At 60.3% G+C, this 16,463-nt stretch carries 12 protein-coding genes and 4 tRNA genes; 9 read left to right on the forward strand and 7 right to left on the reverse strand.

Features of this window, described 5'->3' with window-relative positions; genetic code table 11:
• Positions 1-198 (forward strand): transposase domain-containing protein (locus ONB52_13035; GenBank protein ID MDZ7417063.1); only part of this gene is annotated, 198 nt, incomplete at its 5' end.
• A 369-nt stretch (positions 199-567) separates the two neighbouring features.
• Here the strand turns inward: ONB52_13035 and ONB52_13040 are convergent.
• The gene (locus tag ONB52_13040; protein ID MDZ7417064.1) at positions 568-852 is read right to left on the reverse strand and encodes a hypothetical protein; all 285 of its coding nucleotides are present in this window, start codon (positions 850-852) and stop codon (positions 568-570) included.
• Here ONB52_13040 and ONB52_13045 point away from each other — a divergent pair.
• A complete protein-coding gene (locus ONB52_13045) occupies positions 851-1,129 on the forward strand; it encodes a hypothetical protein (GenBank protein ID MDZ7417065.1) in 279 nt (92 codons plus the stop codon). The two genes, ONB52_13040 and ONB52_13045, sit on opposite strands and share 2 nt — an antisense overlap.
• Positions 1,130-1,275: 146 nt before the next feature.
• On the opposite strand, the gene ONB52_13050 is transcribed toward ONB52_13045, so the two are convergent.
• The 4 genes from ONB52_13050 to ONB52_13065 form a co-directional block, all read right to left on the reverse strand.
• Complete coding sequence (locus ONB52_13050) at positions 1,276-1,746, reverse strand: NUDIX domain-containing protein (GenBank protein ID MDZ7417066.1); 471 nt, start codon at positions 1,744-1,746, stop codon at positions 1,276-1,278.
• Between the two features lie 89 nt (positions 1,747-1,835).
• Positions 1,836-2,237 carry a hypothetical protein gene (locus tag ONB52_13055; protein ID MDZ7417067.1) on the reverse strand — a complete coding sequence of 134 codons (402 nt, stop codon included), beginning with the start codon at positions 2,235-2,237 and terminating at the stop codon, positions 1,836-1,838.
• Between the two features lie 35 nt (positions 2,238-2,272).
• A complete protein-coding gene (locus ONB52_13060; GenBank protein ID MDZ7417068.1) occupies positions 2,273-2,839 on the reverse strand; it encodes a hypothetical protein in 567 nt (188 codons plus the stop codon).
• An 83-nt stretch (positions 2,840-2,922) separates the two neighbouring features.
• On the reverse strand, positions 2,923-3,708 hold the full coding sequence (locus ONB52_13065) for a prolyl oligopeptidase family serine peptidase (protein MDZ7417069.1): 786 nt from the start codon (positions 3,706-3,708) through the stop codon (positions 2,923-2,925).
• Between the two features lie 466 nt (positions 3,709-4,174).
• On the opposite strand from ONB52_13065, the gene ONB52_13070 reads away from it, so the two are divergent.
• From ONB52_13070 to ONB52_13100, 7 genes are all read left to right on the forward strand, one after another.
• On the forward strand, positions 4,175-6,010 hold the full coding sequence (locus ONB52_13070; protein ID MDZ7417070.1) for an ATP-binding protein: 1,836 nt from the start codon (positions 4,175-4,177) through the stop codon (positions 6,008-6,010).
• Between the two features lie 1,385 nt (positions 6,011-7,395).
• A complete protein-coding gene (locus tag ONB52_13075; GenBank protein MDZ7417071.1) occupies positions 7,396-9,702 on the forward strand; it encodes an ABC transporter ATP-binding protein/permease in 2,307 nt (768 codons plus the stop codon).
• A 26-nt stretch (positions 9,703-9,728) separates the two neighbouring features.
• Positions 9,729-10,265: a DUF1854 domain-containing protein gene (locus ONB52_13080; protein MDZ7417072.1), complete on the forward strand. Its 537-nt coding sequence runs from the start codon at positions 9,729-9,731 to the stop codon at positions 10,263-10,265.
• A gap of 182 nt (positions 10,266-10,447) precedes the next feature.
• Positions 10,448-10,521, forward strand: a tRNA-Pro gene (locus ONB52_13085).
• Between the two features lie 95 nt (positions 10,522-10,616).
• A tRNA-Arg gene (locus ONB52_13090) sits at positions 10,617-10,690 on the forward strand.
• Positions 10,691-10,728: 38 nt separating this feature from the next.
• A tRNA-His gene (locus ONB52_13095) sits at positions 10,729-10,803 on the forward strand.
• Between the two features lie 51 nt (positions 10,804-10,854).
• Positions 10,855-10,926, forward strand: a tRNA-Glu gene (locus ONB52_13100).
• A gap of 69 nt (positions 10,927-10,995) precedes the next feature.
• On the opposite strand, the gene ONB52_13105 is transcribed toward ONB52_13100, so the two are convergent.
• Positions 10,996-11,910, reverse strand: a complete 915-nt coding sequence (locus ONB52_13105) for a peptidoglycan-binding protein (GenBank protein MDZ7417073.1) — start codon at positions 11,908-11,910, stop codon at positions 10,996-10,998.
• A gap of 35 nt (positions 11,911-11,945) precedes the next feature.
• Positions 11,946-15,944, reverse strand: a complete 3,999-nt coding sequence (locus tag ONB52_13110; protein ID MDZ7417074.1) for a PAS domain S-box protein — start codon at positions 15,942-15,944, stop codon at positions 11,946-11,948.
• Positions 15,945-16,463: the final 519 nt, after the last annotated feature.

Consider the following 16,463-nt stretch of genomic DNA (forward strand, 5'->3'; position numbering starts at 1 on the left):
CGCAAGAATTATCTCTTTGCCGGCTCGCATGAAGGCGCCAAACGCGCCGCGATGATTTACACCCTGGTGGCCACCGCCAAGCTGCATCAGGTGGAACCCCTGGCTTATCTGCGCGATATTCTCAGCCGCCTGCCCGACCATCCCATCACCCAGATCGCCGCGCTGCTTCCGCAAAACTGGCGCACGCCGACTTCTTGAGATTGGGCCCTGCCCCAGTCGCACGAGGCTTGATGATTTGATATTTCCTGCCACCAGCGTATTTTCCCCCGCTGTCGCTCGTTCGCTGCAATACTGCTCCCTGTCCGGAGAGGGCCTTTCTCAGAAGATCTATCCCGGCCACAGGGCCGTTATCTGAATTGCCATTCGGTTGCCATTTCCGGCTGGTCGCCACAAAAGTGCGCGCTGAAAAAAGTTCAAAAATATCTCTTACTGTGGCAAGCTTCAAGATGGGTTCACCGGGTGGATACCTATATCCTGAGTTACTCTCACCACCCCCCCCATTGCGAGAGCGCAATGCCGCCGATAACGGCATAGCGGTGGCCGTTGTCTTCCAAAGCTTTGATGGCTTTACGCAGAGGTGTCTTGAGTCTTTTGGGTACGCGCGCGCCGCCACGCTTCGAATTTTTGGATCCTGGCATAATATTCTTCCCATTCTTGCAGGCGCAGTTTCAGCCGCAAATCGCCTTGGGGTGGGGCCGAGTTCACGGCGAACTCCCATAAATCAACGTACTGTTGCCATGCCTCTTCCGGTGAAAGTCTGCCGGCATTGCGCGCGCGATCAACCAGCTCAAACTCATTCCACTCGCGATACGCCTCCAGCATGCTGCGATAAAACTCTTTGTCGATTGCCATGACGAATCCTGTATGCGGACAAGTCAACCAAACTCAGAGAAAAACTCGGAAAGTTCCCGGCAGAATAGGGCAAAACGGCCGCATGGGAGAGTTGATTGCTGTGCTGCAACTCGAGCTTGTCGGGCAATTCACTGACGGGCAAAGCCGGGTCAGTATCGAAGCTGTGTTGCGCGAGGGCAGAGCGCAACGCAGCTTCGCACTGCCGCTTTATCGAATTCCGCAAGCTGCGTGGCACAGGCTTGATTATCAAATCGAATCAAGCGGGATTTGCGCGTGAATGCAATAGCTTCCTCCGGCGAAAGTGGCATATCCGTCGTGCCGACGCGAGGAGACGCAATGCTCTTGCACGAATGCAATACGCCGCGCGATTGCGACACTGAAATCACAAATACAGATTTGCCTTGATACAACACTTTTTCAATATCAGGACAAGAGGAAAGCCTGATTCCATGTAACAATGCGCTCGCGATTTTCTTCCATCAGTTGCCTCTGCTCCGGCCAGAGCATCTCCGGCAGTTCGTCGAGCGGAAACCACTTCACTTCACCTTCGTGCAGCGGATCAGTGGGCCGGCCGTTGCTTTGATCGGTGACAAACAAGAAATAATGAATCCTTTTCCAGGAGCGTTTGTCATCGTCCAGGCGTTCGTGCGTACCCAGGAAATCGAGCAGGGTGAGCCGCGTCTGCCCGGCTTCCTCTGCGATCTCGCGGCGTGCGGCTTGTTCAAAGGTTTCACCTGGGTCCACCCGGCCTTTGGGCAAAACGTGACCGGAGAGGCCTGGTTCTCCGATACACGCGAAGTAGATGCAATTGTCTTCAATTCGCACGACCACGCCGCCGGCAGAATCATGCTCCGGCACATGCGGCGGGCGTTGGTACCAGGTGTGGTCACTCATCTCTTTTTCGCTTCTGAAACGCCGCGGCCCCGAAATGCGAATCCGTCAAACACCTGCCGGCTTCTTGGCGCCGGTGCACACACGAGTTTTCACAAGCCGGGCGGCGGCCAGCTCACCCTGAGCGGCCACGTGCCGTGAAACGTTTCGACCGGCAGGTTTGCCACAAAGGGCTGGCGGGCGCGAAATCGGGTTTTGTGACCGGCAACGACTTGCGGCACGGCCAGGAGACAGGCTTCCAAGAGGTCGATCTGCGGCAGCGTGGGCGGTTGAATCAGCGGCTTTTTTCCCGGCAAGATTTGAAACACGTATGGATAGGCTCTCGCTCCCGCGATCGGCCAGCGATGGCGCTCGATGGCATCGTAGTCGACGATGGCGAGATATGTCGGATCGGCAAAGCCGAGGGTGACACAAGGCATGGGGGCGCGGGCGAGTTCGAATTCATCGGCAGCCTGGTGCAGCCGCTGCAAATCTTTGCGGTGGAAGATGAGCATGAGCCCGAACTTCAGACCGGCGTTGCCCATTACGGTCAAATAGACCGGACTGCGGGAAACACGCGGGCAGGTGACTGCCAGTGGGATGGCATCGGAGACGACACGCCAGGGCGCCTGTTGATACCAGTACGCGGCGGCCTGATAGAGCGCGCCGGCGCGATGCCCTTCAGCGTGGTGAGCGCCGGCATTGCCCTGCGCCTGCCGCCGGCAACATGCTTTTCCAATTCCGCGACAATTTTGTCGATCAAAGGGCCGGGTTCAACCAGTTCAACCCTGATGCCGGTGCCTGCCAGCTTTTGCCGCACCACATCGACGAGCGCTTTGTCCGCGAGGCGCAGACAGGCGGGCCGCCGGGGCGGCCCCGCTTTCGGCGCAGTCATCGTCTGCCACAAGAAGCGCAGGAAGGCTTGCGGCGTCGACCCTTCCCGGACGAGATGAAGCGCAATGATCAACGCGCTGCGCACCTCCACCCAGATTTCCAAAATCGGACGGTAGGGGCCTCCGGCCTCGCCGGTGATCCAAAACGGTGCTTTGACCCGGCCGCCTTCCCAAATTTCATCGTGGGACAGCGGCAGGTCGAGAAGAGTCTCGTGTGTGTTCATGGCGGCCTCATTCAGAGGAATCGTGCGACACGAAGCGCAGATGAGCCGGCCGCTGCCCGCGCCGGCTGCGATTCACTGCGGGTTCAGTTGGCGCGCGTTTGTGCAAACAGCCAGCTCCAGAATGCCGTGTCGGCGTAGGCCTGGTCCCAGGCGTTGTGGCCGACGCCGGGATATTCGGTGTATCGCACGCGACCGCCCAGCGCTTGCAGCGCGGCAGTCATCGCACGCGATTCCGCAACAGGGATCACCGGATCAGCTTCGCCATGAAAAATCCACACCGGGGTTTTGCCGATTTTGCGTGCGATGGTCTCATACGGCCTGTCTGCGGGGATGAGATTGCGGGCATGCAGCGGCAGCAGGCGGCCGGGCGGCGGAATAATGCCGCCGCACACCGGTGCCAGCGCGGCAAATTTTTCCGGATGGCGGGAGGCGAGATACCAGGTGCCATAGCCGCCCATCGACAGGCCGGTCAAATAAACGCGCCGGGCATCGCCATTGAACTCCTGCAGGGTTTTGTCCAGGGCGGCGAGCGCCAGTTCCTCCATGGCGCCGATCCAGACCGAATCCGGCCGGCATTGGGGCAGGACCACGAGTGCGGAGAAAGCCGCAAGCTGGCGGCGGATGGCCGGGCCGATTCCCACCTGCGTGTGTTGCTCGCAATCCGTGCCGCGCTCGCCGGCGCCGTGCAGAAAGAGAATCACCGGCCATTGGCGCGCGGGCGTGAATGCCGTTGGCACGAAAATTTGATAACAATAGTCCCGGCCGTCGATGGTGAGGGTGCGGTGGAGAAAACCGGTTTGCCTGTCTTGTGCGCAAGTGAGAGAGGTGCTGCCGAGAAGCATCATGGTCAACATTCGCCAGGAGGTCATGATACCGCCCTTGCTTGAAACTTGTGAATTGACGGCCGGGGTGATTGTTGCACACCGGCATGCCGGACCGCAAAGCATTCAAATGCCGCGCAACAAAATTTTCAGGGTTTCGCCACCACGCAAACAGCCTGCGCCGCCGAGTGGCACGATTGAAATGGCTCCGCGCGCCCGGTGAATGGGCGGTGCCGGCGCGTTTTCCCCGAAGCCGGGATGCCGGCGCGGCAGCCGGAGCTCATGGTCTTCCGGGACCGCGGAAAAGCGGGCCGCGGCGGTTGCTGCAGCGCGGCGTTGCACCGCCCGGCAAGCCTGCCCGGGCTGGCAGCGGGTTGAAAAAAAACATTTGCGCGCTAAATAGCAATCACATTGTTAAATTTTCTCCAAATTTTGCAAAGCGCTTGCAAAGCGGCCGGTTTTTTCTATCTTGCTGCGTTCCACCAGCATCGTATACGACAGCCCGCACCCTGCCATGACCAGCCACGCCGATTTGCGAATTCTACTGCTCGAGGATGATCCGGATCACGCGCAATTGCTGAGTCATTGCCTGCGCCAAGCCTTCGAAGCCCGCATCATTCATCACTCCGCCGCGCTGCCGGCGCTCGCCGAATTGGAGAAGAGCGACTTCGATTTGCTGCTGCTGGATTATTATCTGCCCGACCTCGACGGGCTGGAGGTGTTGCGGCGCTGCCGCATCACGCACCCTGACCTGCCCGTCCTGATGATCACCGGCCAGGGCGATGAACGGATTGCGGTCGAGGCCATGAAGGCGGGCGCTTTTGACTACCTCGTCAAAGGCAGGGACTATCTGGCCATTCTGCCGCTGGCGGTGCGGCGCACCCTGGAAAAGGCCGCATTGCAGCGCCGGCTTGGCGAAACCGAATCGCGCTACCAGCGCCTGGTGCAAAACGCGCTGGTGGGAATTTTCCAGGCCACGCCTGCCGGCCGCCTGTTGATGGTCAATGATGCTTTCGTCCGCATTTTGGGCTATGACCAGCCCGGGGAATTATTGCAGGCCAATCTGCCGCACGATCTTTTTCTGAACCCGGCGGATTTCGCGACCTTGTGCGGGCGGCTGGCCGGCCAGGATGAAATCCGCGACGAGATGCACACCTATCGCCGGAAAGACGGCACGCCCATTGTCCTGCGCGAAAGCATGCGTGCCGTGCGCGGCGCCGCCGGTGAGCTGCTGCATTTTGAGGGCATTGTCCAGGACATCACCCGGCAGCAGCGCGCGGAAGCGGAGATCCGCCGGCTGGCGAATTTTCCCAAACTCAGCCCGCATTTGATCCTGGAGCTCAACGAATGGGGCGGAGTGCAGTATTTCAACCCCGCGACCGCCGCCTTTCTGCAACAGCAAAACAAAACGGCGGAGGAGATTTATACCATTTTGCCGGACGATCTCGCCGCCATCTGTCGCGAGTTGCTGGCGCCCGTGCCGTCACGGCGGATCATCCAACGGGAAGTGAGCGTGGCCGGCCGGATCATCCAGTATGCGCTGCACTCCATTCCGGAGGAGCGGGTGGTGCATGTGCACGGTCTGGACATCACCGAGCAGCGCCACCTCGAGCTGCAACTGCAGCAGGCCCGTCAGATGGAAAGCATTGGCCGGCTGGCGGGCGGCATCGCGCATGACTTCAACAACCTGCTCATGGGCATCATCGGTTATGCCTCGCTGATGAAAGACGAGCTGCCCGTCGATGACCGCCACTATGCCGATGTCTGCGAGATCGAAACCGCCGCGCAACGCGCCTCGGAAATCACGCGCCAGTTGCTGCTCTACAGCCGCCGGGCGGTGGGACAATTGATCGAGGTGGACGTCAATGAATTGATCGAATCGGTGCTGGAGACTGTTCGCCGCAACCTGCCCGCCGGCGTGCCCGTGCAAACCGTGTTTGCCGCCGGCCTGCCCAAACTCCGGCTCGATCCCATGCTGTTTCACCAGGTGATGAAAAGTCTGCTGGAAAACGCGGCGGAGGCGATGGCGTATCGCGGCGAGATCACAGTCCGCACGTATGCCAGCGACCATCAGGAGCCGGACGTCCTGACGCAATTAACCGCGCGGCCGGGAAACTTTGTGGTGGTGGCGATCCGCGACACGGGCACCGGCATCGCCCCGGAAAATCTGCCACTCATCTTTGAACCATTCTTCAGCACCAAGGCAGTGGGAAAGGGCTCCGGTCTGGGATTGCCGACGGCCTATGGCATCGTGCGATCCCACGGCGGGGTCATCCACGTGGAAAGTGAACCCGGCAGGGGAACGGAATTTCGGATTTATTTTCCAGCCGCGGAAGAGGGCGGCCATTGAGGCGCGCGCCGCCACGCGTGCACACAGCTTCCCAACGGAATTTTGCATGCCGGTTTGCTGCGGCGCCGGAATAAATGGCGTGTTCACAAAACGCTGCCGGTTCTTCCCGTTTGAAGTCAAGCAAGACTTTTTTCGAATGTCCAGCGGTCCTGATTTCAAAATTCGCCCGTTTGCCGAAGGCAGCACGGCTTCTCTCACACGAAAATGAAATCCCACGAAATGGCTTTTTTCGTGGGATTTCTGTTTTTATGGGCGGATTTTTGGGCTTGATCTTCACATCGAGGTTTGCATCTCTGCCGTGCTATGAAACAAAGCATTCCCGAGCGGGGCTGCCGGGTGTCCTCCCTCTCATCTCAAGGCAGCAGCAAGAAACAGCTCCAGCAGAGCGAGCGGTTTATAGCTGCGCCCGACCTTTTAAAATACAAACTCCGTCAGGAGAGTGGCCTGTAGAATTTCCTACTTTTGTAGCAGCCCCTTCCAGATCGGTGCCTGAAGGCAGTACTGCGCAAGCTCATTTTCATTCTGATGGGCACCCATAAGGGCATGGCAATTTCTCATGATTTGGCGCAGTTTTTTGATGAGAACCAAACAAGTTACCTTCGCCGGAGTTGACCGCACGTTGACCTGCAAAATTTTTTATGCACCACCCCTGGGTGGTTGGGGGTCGCGGTCAAATCGGCATTTCTCGCGAAGGAGATCAAGCTGGGTGCGAAATTCAGGTTTCCAAGGGACTATATGCCGCAGAGCAGGCACCGGGAATTCATCTTGGAAGTGACGGGCCTCTGTCGTATATTGCGCGGCGTTGTAACAAAAATGTCCGGAACTTTTCCCTGCTGCGCTTATTTAAGGAACAACTCCCCAAGGCGATGATGCCGCCCGGTTTTGATTTCAGAAAGACGGAATGCGTTCGGTGCGGCTGGCTGTGAACCTGCATCCAGAAAGGGGGATAATCACCATGATGCCCCGCTTTTACATACCACGACTCGATCGCTAGCCGTCGGCTCGCGATCCGATCCTGAAACTGGCCAGACACTCCTGCCGGTGTGTTTTTGCCTTCTCCCCGAGCTGCAAGGCAAATTTCCTGTATTCTCCGCCGCCGCGGTTGGTGTACGTCCCACACCCGCGGAAATTCCCGCGCCCTGATGCCGTCCGATTCCTGCGGCAACGCTGTGCGATCCCCCGCCATCTGCCGTGAGCTGGTTGATTATGCTCCTCGCGGCAGGTGAGGCCAGCACGGAGAGAGGCTTTGCATGTGACGCAAAAAAATTGCCGGAAGTAATTGCGCGATTCCAGAAGGAAGACTCGCTGTGCACCAACCGGAGCCAGCGTTGTTGATGGCGGCGCCGGACCGGTCACAGCAGAAATTCAAAAAACAAGGAGGGTGAATGACGCAAAATTTGCTACAAAAATATTTTCATCAACCGGACGCCCTGCCGGCCGCGGTGAGCAAACTGGCCGGACAATATCTCGCGGGCGAGAAAGTGCAGGCCTATGCCATGTGCGATCTCGACCGGCACATGCGTTTCACCGAACGCTGGCTGATTTTGGGAGAGATCCATCTGGCGACGGTGGAGCCTGACGGAGAGTGGCGCAACGGCAGCACGGAGTGGCGCGTGAGCAAGCTGCCGCTGGCCGACGTCGAAAAATGGGAATGGCTGGAGGGTTTGTCGAGCAGCCGCTTGAACCTGATTCATCGTGATGGCAGGCTGCTCGTTTCCCTGCAGTTCACCCGGCGGCAAAGCCGCGCGATGAGCAATCTGCAGTTTCTCGCGGAACAAACCCGCGAGCGGTTGCGCGCTGCGGCAACGCCTGCGGAGAGTGTGGCCGAGATCGATGGTGCCGAAGAATACCGCGATGCCATGCTGCAAGCGGTGCGGGAGGCGAAAGCAACGCTGGCGGTGCCGCGGATGGGGGTCATGATGCGGCTGTTGTCCTATCTGCGTCCGCACTGGCGCAATGTCGCGCTCGGCTTGACCCTGGCCACCCTGCTGACCGGGCTCAATCTGCTGCCGCCCTACCTCACCGGCGCCCTGATCGACAGGATCATTCGCCCGGCGGAAAGCGGCGCGATTGCCGATCCCTGGTTCTGGTTGTGGGTGGTGATCGGCGCGCTCGCCTTTGTCTGGGCGGGCGGCGAGTTTTTATCGTATCTGCGCCTGCGCCTCATGGCGCTCACCGGCGAGAAGATCGCGGCGCAATTGCGCGGGCAAATCTACGCGCATATGCAGAAACTCAGCCTGGCGTTTTTCTCGGCACGCTCCACCGGTTCGCTCATCACCCGGGTCAGTTCGGACACCGACCGGCTGTGGGATTTCATCACGTTCGGCATCATCGAAATCGTCGTGGCGGTGCTGCAGATCATCGGCGTCGCCATGGCGCTGCTGTTGATGGACTGGTCGCTGGCCCTGCTGGTGCTGATCCCGCTGCCGCTGATGACCTGGCTGTTGTACCGTCACAGCCAGCGGATTCAAATCCTGTTCCTGCGCATCTGGCGCAAATGGTCGGCGATGACCGGCGTGCTGTCCGATGTCATTCCCGGCATTCGCGTCGTCAAGGCGTTTGCCCAGGAGCGCCATGAGATTCATCGCTTCGAGGAGAAGAACCGGGCGCTGGAGCGCGAAGCCGACAACCTGCATGAGACCTGGACGCGCTTCTGGCCCAAAATGGTGATGCTCATGCACACCTGCAGCCTGATCGTGTGGTCGGTCGGTGCGCCGCGGGTGTTGCGCCATGTTCTCAGCCACGGTGCGGCGGGCATGCCGCTCGGCGTCTTCATTGCCTTCACCGGCTACATGTGGATGTTTTGGGAGCCGGTGCGCCATCTCGGCATAATGAGCCGCACGCTCAACCGCGCCACCTCCTCGGCCTCCCGCGTGTTCGAAGTGCTGGACACCACACCCACCATCATTTCCAAGCCGGATGCCATTCGCCGGGAGCCGCTCGACGGGCGGGTGACCTTCGAGAACGTCACGTTCAACTATGACGGCATCCGCAACGTGTTGCAGGGGGTCTCTTTCGAAGTGCAGCCGGGTGAGATGATCGGCCTGGCCGGGCCCTCGGGCAGCGGCAAGAGCACGCTGGTGAATCTCATTTGCCGCTTCTATGATGTCAAAAGCGGTGCGGTGAAGATCGACGGCATCGATGTGCGCGATCTCGAACTGAGCAGTCTGCGGCGGCAGATCGGCATGGTGCTGCAGGAGCCCTACCTGTTCCGCGGCAGCATCGCCGAGAACATCGCCTATGGCTCGCAAAACGCGTCGTTGCACGACATCATCAACGCGGCGCGCATCGCCAACGCGCATGAGTTCATCTGTGGTCTGCCGGATGGCTACGATACCATGATCGGCGAGCGCGGCCTGACACTTTCCGGCGGCGAACGCCAGCGCATCAGCATCGCCCGCGCCATCCTGCACAACCCGCGCATCCTGATTCTCGATGAAGCCACCAGCTCGGTGGACACCGAGACCGAGAAGAAAATTCAAGAAGCGCTGCAACGCCTGGTGGCGGGGCGCACCACTTTTGCCATCGCCCATCGCCTCTCGACCCTGAGCGCGGCAGACCGGCTCTTCATCATGGAAAATGGCAAACTGGTCGAGCAGGGCACGCATGCGGAATTGCTGGCCAAACCCGACGGTGTCTACGCCAAACTGCATCGCACGCAGATGGAGTTGCAGGCCCTGATCGCCGTGTGAGCCAACGAAACAGGAAAGGAGAGAACATGACCGACGTACTCGCGCCAACAGCCGTGCCCGCCGCCACACCCGCGCCGGCAATCACCGGGCGGCAACTGGCGCTGCGCCGCCGCGAGGACGGCCGGCTGGTCGTTCTACAGCCGGAGGCCGGCGGCAAAACCACCGAAGTCCCGGTGCAGCTCGCGTACTGTTTTCCGTGGAGCCATCCCCGGCAGTTTATAAGCCTGCGTGACGACCAAGGCCGCGAGCTGCTGCTGCTGGAATCCCTGCAGGAAGTCGAAGCCCACGTGCGCCATTTGCTCGAGGAGGAGCTGGCGGCGCGCAATTTCCTGGTGCGCGTGCTCGCCATCAAGGCGGTCAGTGACCATACCGAGCTGTTTCACTGGCAGGTGGTCACCACCGCCGGTGAGCGCAGCTTCTTGACACGGCGGCATGAGCGGCCGCGGCGTCTGGCAACCGGCGAGGTTCTGATCAAAGATGTATACAATGACCTTTACCTCATCGCCCGTGCCGATGATCTCGATGCCAAAAGCCTGCGGCTGCTGTGGGTTTATTTGGATTGAGCCTGTCCGCTGAGGGCTTGTGTTCCGGCCTGGAAGGCGGAAGAGTGCCGGCGGGGGCTGGCAGCCTGCACGGCACGCTTCCGCCTTCATTTTGCAATAGTTTCCGGCCAAATTCTGCTTGATTTTAGAGACGGAATGCTTTATCTTTGCCAGCCTTTGTTGAAAACCTCCAAGGATTGTCGCGGGGCATAGCGTAGCTTGGTAGCGCGCCTGCTTTGGGAGCAGGAGGTCGCAGGTTCAAATCCTGCTGCCCCGACGGACCCCGCCCGTATGAGCACCGCAGCCAGGAGGGCAGAATGAACCATGCTGCCACGCCTCGCGTCGGCGCTCAGCGATTCGATGCAGGGTGTTGCGCCAGTAGCTCAAGCGGATAGAGCAACAGCCTTCTAAGCTGTGGGTTGGGGGTTCGATTCCCTCCTGGCGCACTGCAAATCGCGCCAGCGAATCGCGGTCGGATGAGATGGTGAGTGTAGCTCAGTTTGGTTAGAGCACCAGATTGTGGCTCTGGTGGTCGGGGGTTCGAGTCCCCTCACTCACCCTGACGGTAACATACCGCTTGTTCTCGCAAAACCGTCTTTGTTTTCTGTGCGTCCCCTTCGTCTAGTGGTCAGGACTCAGGATTTTCGATCCTGCAGCACGGGTTCGAATCCCGTAGGGGACGCTTTTATTTTTGTCCCGCTCCCGTGTTCTCCGCCTGCCGCCGCTTCTCCTCTGGGCGCCGCACCACGTTTCATCCCTGCAGCAGGATAAAAAAGCTGGTCGCCGGCCGCAGCCGGTCGTGCGCAAACATGGCAAAACATTCATTGAACCAGCGCACAAAACGATCGGCATGCTCCGAGCTGTTGAGGGGATATTGCCGCATTTTCCAGCGGTTGTACTTGCTGCCATTGTAATAAATATTGCCGGCGTTGTAGGCACACGCCACCTTGGGCGGATCAAAGCTGGTTATTCCCACCTGCTGCGCGATGTAACTCGTGCCCGCAAGAATGGAATTGGCCGGCTGCAACAGCCAGGCACGATCAATGGTGTCATCCCCCAGGGTTTGCCGCGCCGTGGAAATCAGCGTCTGCATCAAGCCGGGCGAGACGCGATCGGGAGTCTGTTCGTCGGAAATATAACCGGGCTCGAGGCGCACGGCATTGGCGTCGCCGCGCGTCTCGGTGCAAATCGTCGCCAAAATCAGCTCCACCGGCACCCCCAGGGTGGCGGCCCAGTCTTCCACCGGCACGCGATAGCTCTGCCATACCCGCCGCATCACCGGATGCGGTGCGCTGCTGAAGCGCTCGGGGGTGGAGCTGTTGCCGATCAAAATGCCGCTGCTGCTCAGCCGCCAGGTAACACTGTCGCGGTAACGATGCGGTCTCTTGAGCGTCGCCACCAGTGTCTTGAGGTTGGCCAGCACCGCGGGTGCGGGAGTGGGATGGAACAGCGCCGCCCAGGAGCGCGGCCCCACCACGCCATCCACCACCAGGCCGTGGGTGCGTTGATAGCTCCGCACCGCCGCATCCGTCATTGCGCCAAAATAGCCGTCGGGAGTTCCCACCGAGACATAACCCAACTCCAACAGGCGTTGTTGCAGGGCGAGCACGTCATCGCCATGAAGCAACGGGGTTTGATAGCGCAACGGACGGCTGTAGGTCGCCATGCCTGCTGTCCTTCCCGGATTTGTAAATGAAAGACTCAGACCGCGGGCGGGGTCCACGGCAAATAAACTTCAAAGGTTGTGCCTTCGCCGAGTTTGGTGCGGTAGGTGATCCATCCCCCCAACCGCTGCACCAGACCATAAACCACCGCCAACCCCAGGCCCGTGCCCTTGCCCGGTGGTTTGGTGGTGAAGAAAGGCTCGAACATACGCTGCTGGACTTTTTCAGCAATGCCGGCGCCGGTATCCGCGATCGTGAGCCGCACAAAGGTGCCGGCACGCGCCAGCGGATTCTTCTGGCAATAAGCTTCGTCGATTTCAACGCGTGCGGTGCGAATCGTGATGCGGCCACGGCCCGCCGGCACCTCGCCGTCCTGCAGCAGCGCGTCGTGGGCATTGACGCCGAGATTCATGATCACCTGGCGGAGTTGCAGGGCTTCGGCCAGCACCGTCACCGGTTCCGCGGCCGGTTCGAACTCGAGTTGCACACCGGGCGCGAGCGAGGGCTGCAACAGGCCGATGACTTCGCGGATGCAGTCATTCAAATCGACCACCGTCGCTTCTGCACCCGTGACGGGCGGCTCCAGCTCGTTGCCGTGATAACTGCGGCTGAAGGCCAGCAGTTTGTGAACGAGATCCGCACCCTGGTCGGCGGCTAGCTCGGCATCGCGCAGATATCTGGCGGCCGGACCATCCGCTGCCTCGAGATGCTCGCGCGCGAGGGTGAGGTTGTTGATGATGGCGTTGAGATAATTGTTGAAATCATGCGCCAGCCCGCCGGCCAGGCGGCCCAGCCCCTCCAGCTTTTGCGCCTGCAGCAGCTTTTCACGCAGCGCCTTCTCCTCGGTGATGTCGGTGATGTCGCCCTCGACCTGTTCGACGGCCTGCTGGGCATCACTCACCTGGCGGACATTGATGCGCACGTCGAGGCGGCTGCCGTCGCGCCGTTTGAAGGTCGTCTCGAAAGCGGAAACAGACCTGCCTTGCCACAGCAGGGCCATCAGCGTTTCGAAATCCTCGCGGCGGCAGAACAAATGTTCCGGCATGTTGAGCGCCAGCAGGTCCGCGGCCGTCTGGTAGCCCAGCATCCTGACCAGCGCGGGATTGGCGGCGAGCAGATGGCCATCGATGGTGGCGCGATAAATGCCAACCGCGGCATTTTCGAACAGCGAACGGTAGTTTTCCTCGGAGCTGCGCAGCTTCTGATAAAGCCGGGTGTTTTGAATGGCGGCCGACAATTGCTGCGCCACCACCCGCAGGTAGCGGATGCTTTCCTCGTTGAAGCGGTTCTTGTTTTGCGTGTCATCGACGCGCAGCACGCCGATGGTGCGGCCGGCTTCGAGAATTGGCACGGCTGCGGTGGCTTGCACACCGGTGGCCTGCCGCCATTGCGGATCGATCAGCTCGCTGCTGCTGCAATCGTTGATGATGACGGGCTGGCCGGTTTCAAAGCAGCGTTGCGACACCGGATGGGTGGGTTGGGCGGTGGCGGGGCCGTCGGCGGCGCCATTCTCACTGACCAGCATTTGCAGCCGGTCATGCCAGAGCGCGATGTCAGTGTGCTGTATGCCCATCGCCGCCGGCAGAAATTCGTGCACAAGCTGAAACAGCTCGCGCTGGCCCACCGTGGTTTTGAATTGTTCGCCGAGCCGGGTCATGAACATCAGTTCGGCATTGCGTTTCTGGATGGTCTCCACCGCCTGCCGGCGCTCGGTGATGTCGAACGCCACCATCAGGACGCCGTTGACGCTGCCGGATTCTTCATAAAGCGGATCGGCATTCATCATCAACAGCAAATATTCGCCATTGGACTGGCGGAAACGCAGCTCGTAGTTGCGCAGCGAGCGTTCGGCGCGCATCAGGCTCGCGAACGTCTCGCGGTAAGCCTCCACTTGCTCCGGGGAAAGATAATCAAAAATTTTGCGGCCCAGCACCGAACGTTCGCTGTACTGCAGGATGCGGTAGAAGGTGCGGTTGGCGAAGGTGATCTTGCCCTGGGCATCGATGGTCAGCACCAGCTCGTGCATGGTTTCCACCAGCGAACGAAACTTGCCGACCGCGCGGCGCAGCGCCTCCTCGGCTTCCTTTTGCCGGCTGATATCCGACACCGCGCCGATCACCCGCTCGACCTTGCCCTTGTCGTTGCGCAAAATCGTGAAGCGCGACTGCAGCCAGCGGGTTTCGCCACGGCGCGTGCGAATGCGATATTCCACCACCCCTTCCTCCTCGCGCTGGGTGAAGAGGCTGAGCAGCTCGTCCTGCACGCGCTGCTGGTCATCGACCACGATGATCTTGAACCAGAACCAATTGTCGTTCAGGAAGAAATCGGCGGAATAGCCGGTGACGCGTTCGATCACCGGCGTGCAGAATTCGTACTTCAAGCTGCCGAGTTCGACGCGCGCACTGAACAAATAATCCGAGATGCGCGCCACCATGTCTTGAAAACGCGCCTCGATCTCCTGCCGTCCCTTTTCCGCGCGTGTGCGCTCGGTCAGGTCGGTCACCAGCGCCACCACACTGCGGACTTTGTTGCGGCGATCCCGCACGGGAAACAGCAGATGCGAAATGACCCTGAGCTGTGCCTGGCCCTCGGCCTCCCCGGTGGCGGAAACCTGCGCCAGGTCGACAGCCACACGGCGCTGCACATCCACGGCGAGCGGCGGAATCTCCACCACCTTGCCTTTGTAGGCCTGCACAAAATGCCGGATGAGATTGGTGTTGACGTAAACCTGTTCGGTGAACACATTCAGCCGGCCGATGAGATCATTGGCCGATTCCAGCCCCATGGTGCGCAGAAAGGACTTGTTGACATGCTCGGCCACCCCCTCATGGTCGAAAACGATGATGCCGATCGGGGCTTCTTCGATCAGGCTGCGCAGAAACTCCTGGGAAGCGGCGAGCGATTCATCGATTTGCTTGCGCTGGGTGACATCGCGAAAGGTGGCCAGGCCGCCGCGCATGCGCTGGCGGGAATCCAGCAGCGGCGAGGCATTGATCGAGAGGATGCGCAAACTGCCATCCGCCTGGCGAATACCGAGCTCGACGTTCTCGAAGGCGCGGTGGGTGCGCAGCATCTGCAGCATGGGAGAATCGCCGTAGGGGATGCGGCTGCCATCCGGGTATACCATGCGCAACAGGGGATCATCCAGGCGCAGGCCGGTGAGCGGCCGGCCGAACAGCCGGACCGCCGCGGGGTTGGCGCGCGTGATCCGGCCCTCCGCGGAAAACAGGATCAAGCCATCGACCATGGTCGCCAGGATCGTCTCCATTTCACGATCCATCTCGGCGACCCCTCCCACCACGTCGAACACCGGGCGAAACTCCGCCTGCTGCCCGGCCTGCAAGCGCAGGCTGCGGCCGATATACCACGCCGCGCCGGGGGTGAGCACCACCGCGGCAAAAAACTTCGACACCACCTGGTTGCGCATGGCATCGCCGTAGAAGGGCTGGCCGGCAAAGGCCAGGGTGGTATACAGCAAGCCGTCGCTCAACAACACCACCGTCAACACCAGCCCGACGCGCACGCCGCGCGGCAATTGCGGGAAGTAATTGGTCAGCAATTGAAAGCCGGAGATGACCATCAGGAAAGAGAGCACCAGCACCATCACCGCCGCCAGCATGGCGCGCCAGTTGCGATTGAAAAACAGCTCGGAAAGCGGAAAGCGGTTGCGAATCGCATCGATGCGGTGCGCCAGCGCCGCCAGCTCCTGAAACACGATGGCCAGCAGACAAACCGCCAGCAGGACCAGCAACAGCCGCCGGGTGTGGGCCGTGCCATCACAGACATACACCACCAGCAGGAAAGCCAGCAGGTTGGCATACACGATCAGGGACAGCAGGGGGAAGCTGAAGGTGTTGGAAAGGTGCAACACCGGCACACTGTTGGCAAACAACCATATGCCAAACAGGCTCGCGCCCGTCACCGCACCCAGGGCCATCGTGCCCACCCCGCGTTGCACAGAATGCGTGAGCAGGTAAACCCCCTGCACCGCGATCATTGCACCCACCAAACTCAGCAGCAACAGAACTGTCTGCATGGGAAGAAGTGCTCTTGCTATACCGTGCCAAAATTTGCTCAAATTTAACCATTCCCGCCCCAAATGCAAGGCGGGAGATGCTGCGGCCGGTCAAAACCATTTCCGCCGCGCGCCGCAACCGTGAGCTTGCGTACGCACGGCAGGCACCCACAGGCCGGCCATTTGACAACTGCCGCAAATCCCGGCGGCCCGCACGCCACGCCCAGCATGGATTTCCACTGCCGGCACTTCCCGGACGAAGATCGTAAAGAAAACCCACCACGCCGGAAGCGCTGCAGATCATGTTGCAGCTCAAATACAATTGCAACAACTCCACTGCCGGTCACGAGCGCGAGTCGGCCGAAGACGAGCGCCACGACGAGGATTTTTAGTACCTGAATTTTGCACGCAGGCTTGCTGTTGCCCGGAAGAAATGCCTTGTGTGAAGTGCAGCCCCTCGGGAGTGGACAGCACGTTTGTCTGCAAAATTTTTATGCACCACCCCCTGGGTGGTTGGCCGTCGCGATCAAAGCGGCATTC

It is taken from the genome of candidate division KSB1 bacterium (assembly GCA_034506255.1).
GTDB classification, from domain to species: Bacteria; Zhuqueibacterota; Zhuqueibacteria; order Zhuqueibacterales; family Zhuqueibacteraceae; genus Coneutiohabitans; species Coneutiohabitans thermophilus.